Origin of the sequence: Alteromonas ponticola (assembly GCF_012911815.1) — a bacterium.
Lineage (GTDB): Bacteria > Pseudomonadota > Gammaproteobacteria > Enterobacterales > Alteromonadaceae > Alteromonas > Alteromonas ponticola.
Map to the genome: position 1 here is coordinate 276,947 of NZ_JAATNW010000002.1, position 17,554 is coordinate 294,500.

Annotated in this window: 12 protein-coding genes; 6 read left to right on the plus strand and 6 right to left on the minus strand. The window is 45.5% G+C overall.

Features of this window, described 5'->3' with window-relative positions; all coding sequences use genetic code 11:
* Positions 1-185: 185 nt before the first annotated feature.
* Positions 186-929 carry a PEP-CTERM sorting domain-containing protein gene (locus HCJ96_RS03720; protein WP_169209700.1) on the minus strand — a complete coding sequence of 248 codons (744 nt, stop codon included), beginning with the start codon at positions 927-929 and terminating at the stop codon, positions 186-188.
* 289 nt (positions 930-1,218) lie between these two features.
* Between HCJ96_RS03720 and HCJ96_RS03725 the strand changes: the two genes are divergently transcribed.
* Entirely contained in the window at positions 1,219-3,303 is a 2,085-nt protein-coding gene (locus tag HCJ96_RS03725; protein WP_169209701.1) for a TonB-dependent receptor, read from the plus strand.
* A 4-nt stretch (positions 3,304-3,307) separates the two neighbouring features.
* Positions 3,308-4,360: a PepSY-associated TM helix domain-containing protein gene (locus tag HCJ96_RS03730; RefSeq protein WP_169209702.1), complete on the plus strand. Its 1,053-nt coding sequence runs from the start codon at positions 3,308-3,310 to the stop codon at positions 4,358-4,360.
* 59 nt (positions 4,361-4,419) lie between these two features.
* Here HCJ96_RS03730 and HCJ96_RS03735 read toward each other — a convergent pair whose 3' ends face one another.
* A complete protein-coding gene (locus HCJ96_RS03735) occupies positions 4,420-4,608 on the minus strand; it encodes a DUF3185 family protein (RefSeq protein ID WP_169209703.1) in 189 nt (62 codons plus the stop codon).
* A gap of 18 nt (positions 4,609-4,626) precedes the next feature.
* Positions 4,627-5,301 (minus strand): haloacid dehalogenase type II, encoded by a 675-nt coding sequence (locus HCJ96_RS03740; protein WP_169209704.1) that lies wholly within the window; start codon positions 5,299-5,301, stop codon positions 4,627-4,629.
* Positions 5,302-5,564: 263 nt separating this feature from the next.
* Between HCJ96_RS03740 and HCJ96_RS03745 the strand changes: the two genes are divergently transcribed.
* From HCJ96_RS03745 to HCJ96_RS03755, 3 genes are all read left to right on the plus strand, one after another.
* The gene (locus HCJ96_RS03745) at positions 5,565-6,689 is read left to right on the plus strand and encodes an alkene reductase (protein ID WP_169209705.1); all 1,125 of its coding nucleotides are present in this window, start codon (positions 5,565-5,567) and stop codon (positions 6,687-6,689) included.
* Positions 6,690-7,157: 468 nt separating this feature from the next.
* Positions 7,158-8,720: a hypothetical protein gene (locus HCJ96_RS03750; RefSeq protein WP_169209706.1), complete on the plus strand. Its 1,563-nt coding sequence runs from the start codon at positions 7,158-7,160 to the stop codon at positions 8,718-8,720.
* A gap of 312 nt (positions 8,721-9,032) precedes the next feature.
* Positions 9,033-10,061, plus strand: coding sequence for a GGDEF domain-containing protein (locus HCJ96_RS03755; RefSeq protein ID WP_169209707.1), 1,029 nt, complete (start codon positions 9,033-9,035; stop codon positions 10,059-10,061).
* A 206-nt stretch (positions 10,062-10,267) separates the two neighbouring features.
* Here HCJ96_RS03755 and HCJ96_RS03760 read toward each other — a convergent pair whose 3' ends face one another.
* Complete coding sequence (locus tag HCJ96_RS03760) at positions 10,268-11,044, minus strand: hypothetical protein (RefSeq protein ID WP_169209708.1); 777 nt, start codon at positions 11,042-11,044, stop codon at positions 10,268-10,270.
* A gap of 330 nt (positions 11,045-11,374) precedes the next feature.
* On the minus strand, positions 11,375-12,628 hold the full coding sequence (gene kynU / locus HCJ96_RS03765; RefSeq protein ID WP_425483729.1) for a kynureninase: 1,254 nt from the start codon (positions 12,626-12,628) through the stop codon (positions 11,375-11,377).
* Between the two features lie 427 nt (positions 12,629-13,055).
* Here kynU and HCJ96_RS03770 point away from each other — a divergent pair, with 427 nt between their 5' ends.
* Entirely contained in the window at positions 13,056-15,476 is a 2,421-nt protein-coding gene (locus HCJ96_RS03770) for a TonB-dependent receptor (protein ID WP_169209709.1), read from the plus strand.
* Positions 15,477-15,563: 87 nt separating this feature from the next.
* On the opposite strand, the gene HCJ96_RS03775 is transcribed toward HCJ96_RS03770, so the two are convergent.
* The gene (locus HCJ96_RS03775; RefSeq protein WP_169209710.1) at positions 15,564-17,525 is read right to left on the minus strand and encodes a fatty acid desaturase; all 1,962 of its coding nucleotides are present in this window, start codon (positions 17,523-17,525) and stop codon (positions 15,564-15,566) included.
* Between the last annotated feature and the right edge of the window lie 29 nt (positions 17,526-17,554).

The following is a 17,554-nucleotide window of genomic DNA, read 5'->3' on the forward strand; positions in this document are numbered from 1 at the left end:
ATATTAATCGAACAGCTTGAAATCAACTTGATTTCCTCTCGTAATACCGATGCTGTCTACGCTGGAGCGTGAATGAGGGGGTTGTCGAACACTTTATAAGAAGGAAGATGAGGCGTTGAAATATGTAAAAATAGTCGACAGTCTAAGGTGCAAAAGCACCCTAAACTGACTTACTTAATGAACTGTTAAAACTTTTTTCTGCGACTTGCAAGCGCTCCGGCGCCTAACAATAGCAATAAGGCTGCTGCAGGTTCTGGAACATTCGCTGCCGGTTCAAAATTAAATGTACGTGATTCCTGCCCTTCAAATTGAAGCGTGACATTGTCTGCAAATGCGACATAGTCTGCACCTGCTGAAGAGCCAACGCCTACACTGATGGCTGCAATATAGGCACTGTCAGAATAAATCCCGTCGGCCCAGTCAGCAATAGTGCGATCATAAACTTCAGTGGCACCAATACCCGTTTCCCAGCGCCAGAAATTATCCGTAAACGAAGTTTGATACCAGGTGTCGCGAAGCGTACTGCCGTAGGTTCCGTTGTACGCGCCTTCCCAAATCAATTCGCTGCGTTGTTCACCGTCGAATATGTGCAGGCGTAATGCGGGTGTGTAATCCGCGTTTAACGCTGAAATACTATCGCTGGCTATGGCCCACTCAAAACTAAAATCAGTCAGTGCTGATAACAAGCCGATGTTACTGCCTGCATCCCACGGATTCCCCAACCCGTAATAGCGCGTTCTGTCACCACGCAATTCAAGTGAACCCGCACCACTTCTGGCCATCGCAGTGGTAATTTCACTGTTCGTGTCACCGCTGCCCCACGCGGGGTCATCTGGGTTTACCGTCACTACAGCTGCCTGCGATACGCCATGTGCCGCCAATGTAATCGCGACTACCGATATAAATCCTCTGATTGTATTTTTCATCATTATTTCCCTTTCTATTTTAGTTATAGCGTCAAGTTATAAGCAAATACTAAACCAAATGCACAACCTCATGTTTCTAAAGGTTTATTTCGGTTTTTTAACTTTTTCTTTAATGGACCTGTAAAGATTGCTGACTTATACAATGAGAACAAAAAATAGATATTAGAAATACGATTCACTGGCGGGGAAGACTATTACACAGAATTTCTCGGAATGACGCCACCACACTTGATAACAATATTGATAACCATTATCATTCAGGATAATTCAAAAATGCTTTCATGTTGTAAAAATGACAAAAACACTTATTAGCCTCGCACTCTCTACCGCGCTTACCACACCAACCCTTGCCACCGAGCAAACCGGCGAAGTAATTACAGTCACGGCAGCCCGCACCAGTGTTCCACAAAGTGCTATCCCCGCCACTGTTTCCGTTATCACGGGCGATGAGATTCGCGCTCAATTGAACGTTGCGCAATCGTTATCAGATATCCTTGGCAATATGATCCCTGCTTTTTCACCTTCGCGACAGAAATTAACCAGTGCGGGTGAAACATTGCGTGGGCGTGAACCCCTTTATCTCATTGATGGTGTACCTCAATCCAATCCACTGCGTAATGGCTCGCGTGCTGCCTACACTATTGACCCGTTTATGATTGAGCGCGTTGAGGTTATCCACGGCGCCAGCGCTATTCAGGGAATGGGGGCAAGCGGGGGGATTATCAATATCATCACTAAGTCGGCTGAAAATGGCCCAACACATGAAATTAACGCAGGCATCACGTCGTCAACGGAAGCATTTTCCGACGGTCTGACCTATCAGACAGGTTACCTTTACCGCCATAATGCGGGTAAATGGCAAGCATTATTGGGTTTCCAATTAAAAGAGACAGGTATGTATGTTGACGGCGAAGGGCAGTTAATCGGACTTGACGGCGCTCAAGGCGATACAATGGACTCAACCAGCACCGATCTATTTGCGAAGTTCGCGTATACAGCTGACGAAAAGCAATCGCTTGAGTTTATGATCAACCGGTTTGAAATGGCCGGAAACGGTGATTTTAACTCAGTGGGTGGCAATCGTGAAATAGGCGAGCCTACAATTTCAGGTGAAGGAAAGGTTGAAGGGAAAAGCCCGGAAAATGAAGTCATAACGTCTTCGCTTACCTATCGCAATAATGACTTGATGTCCGGTAAGCTAAACTGGCAACTTTTCCTGCAGGATTTTTCAGCACTGTACGGTGGCGGTCGTTATGCAACTTTTCAGGATGCCGCATTAGGCGAAGATTTGTTTGACCAGTCGCGAAATGATTCACAAAAATATGGTTCGCGCATCACGCTGAACTGGCAAAACGTAGGCCAGGCACCTCTGGATATTACTGCTGGTCTTGATTATTTGAATGACACCACCTTTCAGGAACTCGCACAGACTGGACGCAAGTGGGTTCCGGATACTGAGTTTATCAATTGGGCGCCGTATCTACAGGCACGGTATCAGGTTGGTGATTTAAGTCTGAGTGCCGGTGCTCGCTATGAGTACGGAAAGTTAAAAGTCGATGACTTTACCACCCTGGCCTCCAATGGCAATACCTTTGTCGCAGGCGGACAACCTTCCTTTAATGAGTTGCTGCATAACCTTGGTGTCGTGTACCAGATTACCCCTCAGCTCAGAGCCTATGCAAGCTTCTCAGAAGGTTTCAGTATGCCTGATGTTGGTCGCGTGCTTAGGGGAATTAACCAACCTGATTTGAGCGTATCCAGCTTTTTAGACTTGCAACCTGTGATAGCAGACAATAAAGAGGTTGGCTTAGATTATACCTTTGAAGCATTGTCGTTCGGCTTAAGCTACTTTACCTCTGACTCAGATCTGGGTGCACGATTGCAAGCAGACGATGATGGTATTTTTTCCGTAATGCGTGAACGAACTGAAATTGACGGTTTTGAAGCAAATGCCAGCTACATGCTCTCTGCGCAAACGCGTTTCACAGCGAGCTATGCCGACACCGATGGCGAGTACGACAGTGACGGCGATCAACGGGTTGATCAAACCCTGTCCGGTCGCAATATCGCCCCTCGCCGCTTGAACATATCCTGGCATCAGAGCTGGACTGACGCTCTTTATACACAAGTGCAATTTAGCAAGCTGTTTAGTCGAGATGCTGGTGAAGAGAGTGACATCAACGACTTCAATGGCTACCACACGGTTAACGCATCAGCGACGTATGAAACGATGCAAGCTGGTACCTTCACCCTCGGTTTAGAGAACCTTTTCAATGAATATTACTTCACTTATTATGCGCAAACCGTGGGTGGAGACACTCGCAACTTCACTGGCAGAGGAAGGACTGCGACGTTAAGTTGGCAGTACGGATGGTAAGCCATTGCCAAAAATCATTGCACGACTAAATCAAAGTTTCCACACCTGGCTCGGCTTATTGCTGAGCCTTTGGATGCTGTTGATGGCAATTACAGGTACCACACTGTATTTCAAATCTGAGTTACTACAATGGCTTTACCCGGCGCTTCACCAAGATGCTCCGCTAGCGCAGCGTGAAGTGGCGTCTATTTTGGACTCGTTGATATTGAAGCAGGTAGATGCCTATGCATATATGCCAACGGATGACGCCCCCTGGTTAGAAATTGTCGATTCAGAAAAAACGCACTGGTACTACACGCACCAGGGCATGGTGTTAGAGCGACCGCTTAACAGCGATTACATCAGCTTGTTTGTTTCGCTACATCACGATCTGATGCTCGGAGAAACCGGCAAAAATTTGTTAGGTATTCTGGGGCTGGCAAGTCTATTACTTGTGGTGACCGGCGTTATCAGATGGTGGCCACGACACCGTATCTCGGCTCGATTATTCAAAATTCACTGGTTCAGTTTACGCAGCCGCAAAGGCTTGCAGACATTAGGCGAGTTACACAAAGTCAGTGCGGTATTGTTGTTTGTTCCCATTGTATTGGTACTCACAACCGGCACTGCGATGATTTACTCGTCGCCCGTAAAGTCGCTTTTGGTTGCGCTTTTGCCCCAACAGGGTAATCAGCCTACCGTGTCAGCAACCCACATCTCCTATGATAACTGGCAAGACAAGTTCACCGCGGCCAGTGAATTGTTAGATGGCGCCTCACCACGTCTAGTTTACCTTTCCGCCAACAAATTACGATTGAAGCATGATACAGAGTGGCACCCTAACGGTCGAAACTACGTTAGCTTTTCCTCTGCGGGCAAAATCACTGCGGCCGAAAACGTAAGCGAAACCTCATTGGGCAATCAACTTTCTCACACGATTTATCCATTGCACGTAGCTGCGGTGGGCGGAACGGCTTTCTTATTTTTAGCAACGCTGACAGGACTCACGTTAATACTGATACCTGTTACAGGAATAATGTATTGGTGTAAACGACGTCAATATCAGGTCAAAAGATAGCAGCGTCGCAAACCTTGATACCTGGATGGTTGCTACTATTTGAATTTAACAAAAGCCAGCTACTTAACTTTAATCAACCCAAGTAAAAAGCAAATACCTCCCCCAACCATGCCAGCCCAGGCCTCCCAAGGCGTTTCGCCATCAAGTGCCCGCGAAAACTGTGAGCTGGCAGAGTCATAGATATCGTACCCCCACCAGGCCAGAGCTACCCCGACGACGATTAGAATTATTCCAATTACTTTATTCATTTAATTTAAAATCCTTGTTTACTGATTTAAAACAATATCGGCAAGCTCGTCCAATGAAGATACACTGAACGACGCTTCTGCACTTAACGGATACTGACACTTACCCTCGCGCTCTACAAAAACGGTGCGCATGCCTGCGTTGGCAGCGCCAGCTACATCCCAGCCGTGCGCAGCCACCATCATGCAATTCTCGACTGCGACGCCTATTTTGTCACAGGCCCAGTGATAAACGTCAGCATGGGGTTTGTATCTGCCCGCATCCTCAACGCTAAGCACATCATTGAAGTAATTGATAATCCCTGCGTATTCCAATTGCGTCCTTAACCCCTTGGTTGGTGAGTTGGACAAAGCAATAAGTTTAATACCAGACTGGCTAAGTGTCTTTAATGCTTTTGCTGCATCATCATACGCAGGCAGCGTTGTCATAGCGTCTTTGATCACGTGCAGAGCATGCTCGAATGACAGTGATATTCCTTTACCGTACGCCACCATTTGCGCGGTAGCCGCTCCAATTTCAGAAAAGTTATGCTTGCCACCAATAGATGATTCAACCAGCGAATGGTGAAGCAACATCGAAAACCATAATTCAACCAGGGACTCCTGCCCATTGAACAGGCTGGCAAGGGCTGGTTTCGCGCTGGATAAATCCAGCAACGTTTCGTTGACGTCAAAAATCAGAGCGGCAGGCTTCATTATAAAAAAACTTTAATGTGAATGTGATGATTAATAATTATCGAAGATTGTTTTAGATCACGTCAATTCTTGCAACGCAGATGGCTGGCGAGGTACAGCTGAGCTTATGAGGTGAGAAGAGTATACATGAAGCACTTATTCACTTGGCCCTCTTACACCCTAACCTTCTCTTTATGCGATTTAAAAACGACAGTTGAAAACCATAAGCAGGCTCACACGTAGTGATTAGCTGTTGTAAATTCTAGCCACAGAGAAGGAAAATTATGTCTGCTTCCCCCCTATTTCAAACGTTAAAATGGGCAAACAATATCCTGACGAACCGAATGGTCATGGCGCCCATGACACGCGGAAGAGCCGGTAAAAACCGTATTCCAAATAAAGTTATGGGCGACTACTACGCACAGCGTGCTGACGCAGGTCTCATCATCACCGAAGCGACAACAATTTCCGAAGAGGCAAACGGTTGGGTCGATTCTCCCGGAATCTATACAAATCAAATGGTTGAAGGGTGGCAGTCGATAACCCAACGTGTGCATGACGCCGGTGGCAAAATCGTATTACAGCTTTGGCATACTGGACGCGCCTCGCACAGTGATTTTCATAATGGGAAAGCGCCTTTCTCTGCCTCCGAAGTAAAATTAGAAGGTGACCAAATTCATACCCCTGAAGGCAAAAAGGACTATGAAGTCCCGCGCGCAATGCAGATTGAAGATATTAAAAGAACAGTCCAGGACTTTAAACGCGCAGCTGCTAATGCACTGGATGCCGGTTTTGACGGCGTTGAGATCCACGCGGCAAACGGTTACCTGTTAAATCAATTTTTAGACGGCAGAAGTAACCAGCGTGATGATGATTATGGCGGCAGTCTTGCCAATAGATATCGGTTTCTTGATGAAGTTACCCGCGCCGTCTTAGAAATCTGGCCTGCTGAAAAAGTGGGTGTTAGATTATCACCCAATGGCTCGTTTAATGATATGGGATGTGACGACTACCGCGAGATATTCACCTACACCATACAACAACTTGCCGCTCACAAACTCGGCTATCTTCACGTTATGGATGGGTTAGGCTTTGGTTTTCATGAACGTGGTGAGCCTATGACACTGGCGGAAGTCAGAAAATTATTCAGCGGTGTGATAATCGGCAACGTTGGCTACACCAAAGAAAAAGCCGAGAAAAGAATCAGTGATGGCGATGCCGACTGCATTGCATTTGGCCGCCCTTATATTACCAATCCTGATTTGGTGGATAGATATAAAAACGACTGGCCTCTGAATGACTTTGACGATATGTCGCAATGGTACGGGGGTGGCGCTGAGGGTTACAGCGACTATGAGACATTTGAGGAAGAGACTGGTAAAGATCAAGTGAGAAAGATCGCGCCCTAGTGTTATCAGTCGATAATCAAGCGTATCGCTCCCACAAAAGTGGGAGCTTTAAAATGAATACGGTGCTTAGTCGGTTCATTTTTGTACCGGGCGCCTGATTTGTCGATTGGTAGATGATTCAATTTTTGCACACCTATATTACATAAGTTTAATTTAGCCAGGCGTTGTGCAGCATGTTCTGGCATTTGTGAATGCAACAGGGAATGGAAAAACGATCTGGTATACCAGTGACTCTTATTCAATGACGAACTGGTTAAAAAAGTCAAAACGAGTTTAAAAAATAAACACTATTCAACGGCGCAATATTCGCTGTCCCTTTACTTGCGACTCCACCTTCAAAGCGGGATGACGGGCTCTTGAGCAATGTCACAAATATAACGACAACTTAATAAACGCTATTGCAAAAGCCAGACCCGAATGTTAATTTCATCACAATTAACCTTGAGTCGAAAAGGACTTTGGTGTTCGATGCTCCTCGATAGTAAATCAAGTTCGAGCTCGCCATCAGCGGCGGAAGAGAGACTTTCAAAAATACCAACGATGGTAAGTGAAATCTCTCGTAAAATTTCTGATTTCAGACGTCGATATCGTGCTCTTGTTGATAACGCAGAAGTTTTCTTTTGCCATTATCTGGAAGAGTATCAATCACTTGAATCACTGAAAAGTAAGATCAACAAATTTCAGGATCAGGTCGATCGTATCGTCAAATATCAAAAGGAAACAGGAAGGTACCCGTTAATTAAGGGTCAACCTTCAACGCAACGCTATTTATCCAGAATTACTGCTAAACAAGGTATGTATGAAGATGAGTATCGGGTATTGGAAGGTCAGCTCAATTCAGCACGAAACCAGCGATACGAGACACTCGACCACCTAACGGATGAGATTCTGGATCTATTAGACGGTCACCAGATTTTTAGCCAGTTTCTGGGCACAATTGCGTTATCTACCCCTTCACCTGAAGATAAAGTTCGTCATATCAGAAACGAGAAATACAAGCCTATTTACATTACTGCATTGACGATTGCCTTGTTTGAAGAGGTGCGTTACCGCGGTTCGTTTACTTCCGACTTTCTCAACGAGCGTCTCAAACAAGTTTTCACCTCAGAGGCTAAAATGAGTCTGATGGCCACCAAGGGTGAGACAGTTACCAGTACCAATATGTTTCGCAACCCCATGTCTGCCGAGACAAAATTAGCGTACCGCGAGAAAATTTTGAAACCGCTGGCAAAGGCCGCATTGTTGCAATCTATAGGCATGCACAGCCCTCCCGCTAAAGCACTGCTTGGAAAAGATCGCTACCGTGTATTGGATCAACTTGAGCGCAAAAAGCTGATCGCCATTGTTGAAAAGAAAACGACTGATTTTCTCAAGCTTGGTATTGGTATACCGGTGATTCGTTATGAGTCCCGCGAACATAAAGAAAGTTTTGAGAGAGAAGAGCAAAGTCAGTTAGATTTCATGCTAAAAACCCTGTCAGCATTGAAAGAGTCCAATAGCGAACTGGGCGACTTGCTGCGCATTCCCATGACCTACGCATCGTTTCTGCTCTCGACCAAAAAAGAATTCGATTACAAGGAAATTTATCGCGCTTACGGTGTATTAGAAGAAGGCATGCATCGAAAAACCTATAGACCTGAGTATGTTCAATATTTTCTCGAAATGGTTGGTCGCTTTCCGCTTGGTAGCGGCATTTATTTTGTTCAGGAAGATTCAGGTGAAATCGAACGCGCCATCGTTTCGTCCTTATACCCACAACATGTGGATGAACCCATTTGCAAACAAATTACGCGCAGGCAAATTCAGTTTCTGTGTCAGAAAGAAATTATTGTTACCAGACAGACTAATTTCTATTTTGAAAAAACCAGGAACGAGAGCCATTACGACAAAGACTATTTAAAAGCTCGATATAAAGACGAGTTTACCTGGAATGCTGCAGAGTTGTGGGAGTTTCAGATCCCAGCGATTGAGTTCTGGAAAAGAGATGGCTCGCGTAAGCGAAATGGGACCTTTAATCCTGATTCATATTGATCTATGTTGTAAGTAGAGATAGTGCAACAGTTTTTTCACAGCAAAAGTCACGTTTATGTGACAATGTTGAGTAGTGAATAGTGTGCTAACGAGTTAGTACGCCTAACCTACCTGTTACCTGTAACGTTGCATTTTCGCGGGTGACTAACATCCATTAAAAGGCTCATTGTAATAACTAGTCAGATAAAAGGTGATAATACGGCGTTTGAGTTGGTGCTATGCCTGACTAAAACACGACGGTATCGACCGCCAAGAAACTTCATCAGGACGGGTTTAAACTGTCTGCCGTGATTGCGTCTCTTAACAAGGAAAATGGTGAAAGTATTAAATAGCCCTGAGCAAATTGAAAATCATCGAAAGCGACTTTTGATCATTACTTTCGCAGTATTAGGGTCTGTTTTTCTTAGCTCGTTCGGAATACTGTCATTGCTTGGCGATCACTTCTACCTTGGCGTGGTGTTGCTGTTTTTTTTGGTCACGGTCATTGCCATTGCCGTAAAAGCTAAAAATATCGAACACGTTCAGCGTATCTCTATTTTTCTCTCCACTATTTTGTTTTCTCTTGCTATTTATCTTCTGGTCAACGGCGGTAATCAAGGTACTGGCGCGTATTGGACTTATCCTATCGTCATGCTGATGATTTTGCTGGTTGGTCCTAAGGTAGGCCTGGCTTTCACGCTTGCCTATTCAGTCCTCAGCGCAGTGCTTATATTCGGCAATTTTGAGTTTGTCTATAACTACCCCGAGGTACATAAAGTTCGCATTAGCGCAGCCACAGTTTCATTGCTTGTCCTAATCATTGCCAGTGAGTGGATCCGTTTCAGCTCATACAGCGCTATTTCAGCAATTTCTAAAGCGCATCAGAATCTGGCTAACACCGATGCGTTAACCAAAGTACTCAATCGCCACGGACTACAACACGCACTTCCACGTAAAGCATTTAAACAAAACACCGTTATAGCATTGATTGACGCTGACAGCTTTAAATCACTAAACGACAATTATGGCCATGACTTTGGTGATCAGGTATTAATAACGCTTGCCAACATTATTCGCCAAAATGTCAAAGGTGCTGACCTGATTGCTCGATGGGGGGGAGAAGAATTTCTGTTAATTTTATTCGATACCCATTTGCACGATGCAGAAGCGCTAGTGGAAAAAATTAAATATAAATTTTCTTCTTTCACTTTCATTCATAAAGGTGAAAAAATTAATTGCACTTTCAGCGCGGGAATGAGTAATTTTGAGAGCGCAGAAGAATTTGAACAATCTTTGAAAAAGGCTGATGAAAGGCTGTATAAAGCTAAAGAAGCAGGTCGTAATATTGTACTGGCAACGTGAAAGTCTCATTACATTCATCACAAAGGCTCAACGAATTCGAAAAAGTACTCAATCCATTTCCATGATCTGCGTTTCAAATCCGTGAACATCGTTGAAGAATTGACGTCGGTCAATGCTCGTCACATGACGAAGCGCATCGACCTGACGACAATTATTTAGACATTAAGGTTAAACTACACATTACATTGACTTAGCGCCTGAACACACTATTCCATCAGGTCGCTGCGCAGCGCCCAGATATTGTAGGTAATCTCCTCAAAATGACTTACCCAGCTTTCCATCAGTTTTTGCGCGTCGCTTTCGCTACCCAGATGCGTTGACAACACCTGCATAAACTGAGGTTCCGGTGGCGCCATTGCTTCCCAATTTTCATAAGGCACTGCCAACATTAATTCACCCCGCCCACTGATTCCTTCAGAGAACGCCCAGTGAAACGGCCATTCCTGCGCTTTAGCAGCCTCTACCATGGTTTTCATATCTTTCTCAATGGCACCACGGTGACCTAACTTGGGTACGTAGCTGGTCACACCCACATACCGATATTCAACCTCCGGTCCCCAATTACTGTTTTCGTGATCCTCAACAGAAATATAATGATGGTAGTGATCAACCAGGTCTCCCGCTGTTTCTTCCCAATGCTGGTTTATTCCCTCTTTCATCGTCCAGTCACGATACGTGTCCATATCTTTCCAGGTGAAACCATTTGCCCGCACAGCAATTCGATCCAGCTTGTGGCCCAATACCGGCGAATAAAAATGCCATTCCCTGGAATCCTGTTTTGAACGCCTGAACTTTACGTGTTCACGCATCGCCGCCTCCAGCTCCTGCATTTTGCCTGCTTTCGGTACCATCACCCACATTTCGGCGAGCATTTCCTGCTTCGCCCCTTTTGACCCATGCTGATCAGCCATAACATGCAGTGTCATCACACTTAGCCACAACCCACCCAAGGTTACCAATACACCTTTTATTATCTTGTTCATTGTTCATCCTCATTTGTTGTTCACAAACAAACGAGCCCCCCAACGTTGGCCTGTCAACGAATGAAAGCCAACGAGAACTCACAACTTTTAGTGAGTCATAAGCTTAGTCGACATACATATATATACATATGCTTATGAACAATTTTTCTAATGCGAGATTGCATATAGAAAAATTGAATTAAAAAAAGTTAATGTGAACCTGAATTCATCCTACAAGACTATGTTGGCGTCGATTTCTGACCTTCCTTCATGTAACTTTCTCAAAATTGGTTGGATAAGGAATCAGATCAGCTGGCTAAGGGGAGCATTACACTTGTGCTTGTTGTGGCACTAGGTCACTGCTCTTTTCTGTTGAAAACGCGATTGCAGAAAAGATTGTTCCTGCATTATTGAACAAAGCACCTCAATAGCTTGCTGAATGTTTGCAAAACTCAAGTAGAGTGGTGCGAAGCCAAAACGAATGATATCGGGTGCACGAAAATCTGGCACTACGCCTTTGGTAATTAATGCCTGACATATCGCATAGGCCTGAGGATGAGAAAAAGAAAGCTGGCTCCCCCTGCATTGGCTGTCCATAGGGGAAATTAACTGCAACTCACTTAGCTCAGCATGTTGGTCCTTCAGTGCTAAGAACACTTCAGTCATCGTGATGGATTTGTCGCGCAGTTGATGCATGTCAACGTCGGCAAAGACATCCAAGGCAGCATCCAGCGCTGCCAGCGCTAGAATGGAGGGGGTGCCAGTTAAAAACTGTTTTATTCCGAGTGCGGGCTGATAATCTTCAGTAAATGCAAAAGGATTAGCGTGTCCCATCCAGCCACTTAAGGGTTGCTGAACAGCGCTATGGTGCTTTTCTGCTGCATAAATGAAGGCCGGTGCACCAGGGCCACCATTCAGGTATTTATAACCACAGCCTACCGCAAAATCGACTTTGCAGAGGTCAAGCGTGAGAGGTACTGCGCCTGCGCTGTGCGCCAGATCCCAAATTACCAGAATACCTTTTTCATGAGCTAACCTGGTGAGCCGTTGCATATCATGGATGTGGCCGCTGCGAAAATTCACATGGGTCAATAACAATACCGCCACATCTTCGGTAAATTCCTGCTCCAGTTGTTCGCTGGCTACACTGCGTAATTCACAGCGCTGTTCACCCAACAGGGTTTGCACCCCCTGCACCATGTACAAATCAGTAGGAAAGTTGCCTTGTTCTGAAAGTACCCTCACCCGTCCGGGTTGCATCGATAATGCCGTTGTCAGTAGCTTGAACAGGTTCACTGAAATCGAATCACACACAATAACCTGGCCGCTTTTAGCGCCAAGTAAAGGAGCAATTTTTTCTCCGGTAAGCTGCGGCAAATTAATCCAATCGTGCAGATTCCACCCGCCGATTAGATCTTGCCCCCACTGCTGACGTACAACTTCCTGCACGCGCTCAGAACTTCTCCGGGTCAGGGCCCCCAGGGAGTTTCCGTCCAGATAAATCATATTTTCAGGAAGTACAAAGGCGTTTCGCTTGTGAGCTAACGGATCGTTATCGTCCAACTGCTGTACGGTATTTTGCATGGGTACTATTGGCTCATTCATTATTTTGGAACCATTATCACTCAGCACTGACGTAACTGAATTACTCGATTGAACCGGATACTAGCATGGGCGCTGCTTAACAGCAGGTTACTTATCTTAAATAGTTTACCAACGATATCATTTCGAGGCGTTGGAAACTTTTCTCTGCTCACATTCAACAAAACAGCAATCATTCAGCTTTGCCTGCTGAATCAGCTTTCCTGCCGTTAATCAGATAACTCAACCCTACCGAAATCTCATTTTCCTTCTAAAATTATCGGTAGAGTTGCCAGCATTTGCTACAAACCTTTCCCAGCCCTGGCACCAAAGTTTATTCATTCAGGTCAAGTGATTACAGTGTGCTTGTTTTGCAGATGGACCATAATCAGTTTAATGATATGCGCATTGATCGACATTAAGGTAGCTCAAACGAAAGAGGAAAAGTGCTATGCCTACGATGTCAACGCTAACCCTCTCCACAGTAATACTGCTGTGGTCCCTACCCTATGCTGTTTATTCGCAAGACCTTGTTGGTAATGCTGCAGCGCAAAACGAAAGATCAGGCCAGATGGTTGTAAGTGTAACCGACGCAGTAACCCAGAGAGCGCTGTCGAATGTTATGCTCACTGTTACCTCGCGCGCGGGTGCGACCTACACCCTTATCACCAGCGAAGATGGGAAGGCGCGCTTTGAGGATATTCCTGCCGGTCTGTATTCCGTGGTGGGTCGCTTGGAGGGGTACAATAATGTGGTCAGTGACGCGGTGCGGGTAGCCCGCAGCAAAGCAACCGCGCTGACACTCGAATTACCACGGACTAAAGATGAGATGGAAGTCATCACGGTTACCGCAACGCAAAGTTCAGTCAATGACGGTCAGTCAGTTGCATCGCGCTATATGGATCGTGAAATGCTACGCAGTGCCGTAGGGGGTGGCAGTGATGTTATGCGAGCACTGGATGGATTACCCGGGCTGGCTTCTACCGGTGATTTTGCCAGTTTTTCTGTTCGTGGCCGAGGACCCAGAGACAACCTGATTTATATCGATAATATGCCGTTCGATAAAATTGTGCATTTCGATGCCTCACTGGGTGAAACCGAGGATGTGGATGGCGGTGGTCGCTTTTCTATTTTTGCGCCCAATCTGATTCGGGGTGTTGAGTTTTCGCCGGGCGGATGGGGGGCCGGTTACGGCGGTAAAGCAGGCTCATTACTAAAACTGGACGTGGCGGCGGGCGGCCCTACGCCATCAGCCAGTTTACGCATTGATTTGGCGGGTTACGAGGTAGGCTATGAAGGCCCGAGCGGGGTGCAAAAAGACACCACGCTTTTATTTAATGCCAGACAATTAGATTTTGGCGAATTGTTCGAAACGATTGATGAATTAGATATTGGTGATCCTGAATTAAGTGATGTTATTTTAAAATCAGTAACTAACATTAACGCAAACAATGCGCTTGAAATACTGTTACTGCATTCCACCGAAGAGTATACCCGAACTGCGGAAAACGTATTTTATTCAGAAAACTTCGAAGACACCGAACTCGCTTTCAACGAACAAGACAGCTCATTGCTGGGGGTCACCTGGAAAACCTTTTTCGCTGACGACAGTTCATTAGCGACTAATGTGTACTACCGGGTTAGCGATAAATTCAGTTCGCAGGGCGAAGCGTTCCCAGATTTGGTACCCGAAGGAGCGCCTTTCCAGGATTACCCGGTGCGTGAAGACATTCTTACCCTCGACGAAGAGGAAACGGAGTTAGGGTTACGCGTCGATTTCACTAATTACAACGCAATTGGGCAGTTTAAAGCAGGTGCTGAAATAAGGCGCTTCGATTTGCAATTTATCACACGCCTGGAAGACGACTGGATCCAGTATACGTATGATCAGGACGATTTCAGACCTGACCCGGAACAAAAATATATTGTTTTGCAACCGGCGTTCATCAACTCTGATTACGACGAAAATGCCACCTCTTATGGTGTCTATGCAGAACAGGAATATCGCGTCGACAATTGGCAGTATAATCTGGGTTTAAGATACGACCGCGACGACCTGTCAGACGAATCGCTGTTTTCGCCACGCCTGAATGTGTCCTATGGCGCTTCCTCAACTGCCAGATATACCCTGTCTAGCGGCGTATTTTATCAGTCACCCAGTTTTATTGACCGTGCAGCGGACCCTGGCAATCGTGATTTAGAGAACGAACAAATCTACCATCTTTCTGTCGGAGGCAACTGGCGTTTATATGACCACTATAATCTTCTGGTTGAAGCCTATTATCAGTCATTGGATAACCTGGTAACAGACGATAACCGCACTGATGGCTTACTTACCAATGATGGAGAGGGAGACTCATTTGGTGTCGATGTGGTAGTAGACAGAAAATTCAGTGACAGCTGGACCGGGCAATTTACCTACTCCTACAACGATGCCACCAGAAATGATAACGATGGCGAAGGCGATTATGATGCCGATAACAACCGACAACATGTGGTCACTGTGGCGCTTAACTGGGAAATTAATGAACGTTGGAAGATTGGCGCGCGCTGGAAGTACTTTACCGGCGTGCCAGAAGACGCTTTTATCATTCATGGCAATGTGCTGGGTGACGGCAATCCGCTGAGGTTCTCGCAGGAGTACGTGAGCAACAACACCGAGCGCACCGATGATTTTCAACAGCTTAATGTGCGTGCCGACTATTTCCGAACGTTTGGTCCTGTGAGCGTCATAGCCTTTATCGATATCGTTAATGTGTTGGCCGCTTCTACCAGCGGTGAAGATGAATTTAATCCGTTAACGGGCCAGCTGGTCGCCGACGAAGAAGAAGCTATACCCTGGCTTGGGCTTAAATTTGAGACAAGCTGGTAAAAACAGGTTTAGCCACTTTTTGCTAATTTCATGAAACATAGAAAATCTTTAAGTGCTTCATTGAAAATAAATCGGAATGCTAATCAGCTACTCATGAGTTAACACAAGATCAGACAGAGGTTGGCACTGACACAGCAAGATGATGCCTGATCGATGTTTATCGCCACTCAGCGCTGCTGAATGTGGATTTAACAGTGTGCATTCCCCTGCTATCAGTCTGGCCCGACAACTACCACAATGCCCCTGTTCACAGGCATAATTCCAGACAATGTTGTGTTGTTTCGCGATCTCCAGCACTGTTTGATTTGCTGCCACCCTGATTTCCTGACGAGCATATTTACCAATGACTTCGACGTTAAACGCATGCCCCCGCGGCTCAGTATGTGGAATCGAAAACTGTTCAGACGTGATGTCCGCCTCTGCTATTTCATATTTTCGTAACCTCTTGTAAATAAAATCAAACAGGGGCCGCGGACCACAGATAAAAAACCGTTGATAGCCACGATAAACCAGTGACGTAATCAGCCGCTGAGTGTAGCAAAGCTTTTCCTTTGTGCTATCAAACCCGTTGCTATACACAAAGGTTACTCCGAATTTTTCCTTATGCTGTTCGGCTAATGCTAGCAACGCGTTTTTAAACATGGTGTGGGTAGGTTTTTTACTGAAATAGACCAAATGAATTGTGACATCACTACCATGTTGCAGACAGCGTTTTATCATAGAAATAATAGGTGTTATGCCGCTTCCACCAGCGAAAAATACCATGCACGAGGGCGCGCTTTTTTTATATATCGATAATCCAAATTGACCAAAAGGCCCGCCTACCTTTAGTTTGTCGCCCATCTTTAACTGCGTGTGCAAGTAGGTTGAGAAGACACCGTTGGTACAGCGTTTCACCGCTATTTCCAGATAGCTACTGCATTCGTCTATTGATGCATTACAAAGCGAGTAACATCGTGAAACTGAAATGTGATTCAAGACTTTGCTTAATACAATGTACTGACCTGCGTAAAAGCGCAGAGTTTTGTTGCCGGGCAATACCAGTGTAATTTTCACTGCATCAGGCGTGATTGCTTCAATACGGGCAACCGTCATTATCATGTAAGCGGGTATTGGCTCGCCCTGTTCAACTTTCAATACCGTTTCATGCGCTTTAGATAATTTCATCAAAGACGTGATTGGTGCATCCTGCGCACGTAACTCTGCCGCAACGTTACGGTAAACTTGTTGATACCTGTACCAGGGCACACGCGGGTACAGATGATGGATCAAATGGTAGTTTTGGCCCATTAACAGTACGTTGAGCCATACGCTGGGAAATATGCTGCTGTTCTGGTACTTATCCAGCGCAGTGTGAGGATAATGAGGCAGATAATCGAAAAACAGGGTCAGCACAAACACAGCTATCAGGTTAGGAACAATTAACAGCGCCACTATTTCAAGCAGAAATCCCATATATAGCAGACAGCCAAGCAGTGAAAACACCAGCAAAAAATACAGAACCGTGGTCGGATAGGTAGCCCTTATAACCGGCTCATGCCGCAGCTTCAAAAACATAAAGGTAAGGTATTGAAACGGAATGTAAAAACAATTCAGAGCCACCTGATACCAGCGCTTACCAAAATGAAAATGGTCTGGATCCTGTTCGGGGTCGTTGGTAAACGCGTGATGCCGATCGTGCAATAATTTAAACGCCGGAAAAGGTACCAACAGTAAAGGAATGCCCGCTATCCAGCCAATGGCTGTTTCACACCATTTGGATGAAGACGCTGCGTGAATGATATTTCCGTGCCCTGCATCGTGAACCAAGGTAAAACCAATATAAGCTAATACTGTGCAGATGACAGCTGCAAAGGTAAGAGGGATGAGCGCGTGAGCAACGGCAAATAGCACACTCGCATATCCTATTATGAAGGCGCAGAATAAAGCTAAGGTACCCCACGCAATAGCAGGTACGGATTGCTGCCACCTTTCCTCAAATATCGGTTGGGTTTCAGATGCATGCAGTGCCATTACCTTTCTCGTTTCAATCAGTCGATGTACACGCATTACCGTATTACAAAATCTTCATCGCACCA

Bases quoted from the DNA above. Each gene is read 5' to 3' on its own strand.
- HCJ96_RS03735 (WP_169209703.1), bottom strand. From the start codon at position 4,608: ATGAATAAAGTAATTGGAATAATTCTAATCGTCGTCGGGGTAGCTCTG.
- HCJ96_RS03770 (WP_169209709.1), top strand. From the start codon at position 13,056: ATGCCTACGATGTCAACGCTAACCCTCTCCACAGTAATACTGCTGTGG.
- HCJ96_RS03750 (WP_169209706.1), top strand. From the start codon at position 7,158: ATGCTCCTCGATAGTAAATCAAGTTCGAGCTCGCCATCAGCGGCGGAA.
- HCJ96_RS03745 (WP_169209705.1), top strand. From the start codon at position 5,565: ATGTCTGCTTCCCCCCTATTTCAAACGTTAAAATGGGCAAACAATATC.
- HCJ96_RS03760 (WP_169209708.1), bottom strand. From the start codon at position 11,044: ATGAACAAGATAATAAAAGGTGTATTGGTAACCTTGGGTGGGTTGTGG.
- HCJ96_RS03740 (WP_169209704.1), bottom strand. From the start codon at position 5,301: ATGAAGCCTGCCGCTCTGATTTTTGACGTCAACGAAACGTTGCTGGAT.
- HCJ96_RS03775 (WP_169209710.1), bottom strand. From the start codon at position 17,525: ATGCGTGTACATCGACTGATTGAAACGAGAAAGGTAATGGCACTGCAT.
- kynU (WP_425483729.1), bottom strand. From the start codon at position 12,628: ATGAATGAGCCAATAGTACCCATGCAAAATACCGTACAGCAGTTGGAC.
- HCJ96_RS03755 (WP_169209707.1), top strand. From the start codon at position 9,033: ATGGTGAAAGTATTAAATAGCCCTGAGCAAATTGAAAATCATCGAAAG.
- HCJ96_RS03720 (WP_169209700.1), bottom strand. From the start codon at position 929: ATGATGAAAAATACAATCAGAGGATTTATATCGGTAGTCGCGATTACA.
- HCJ96_RS03725 (WP_169209701.1), top strand. From the start codon at position 1,219: ATGACAAAAACACTTATTAGCCTCGCACTCTCTACCGCGCTTACCACA.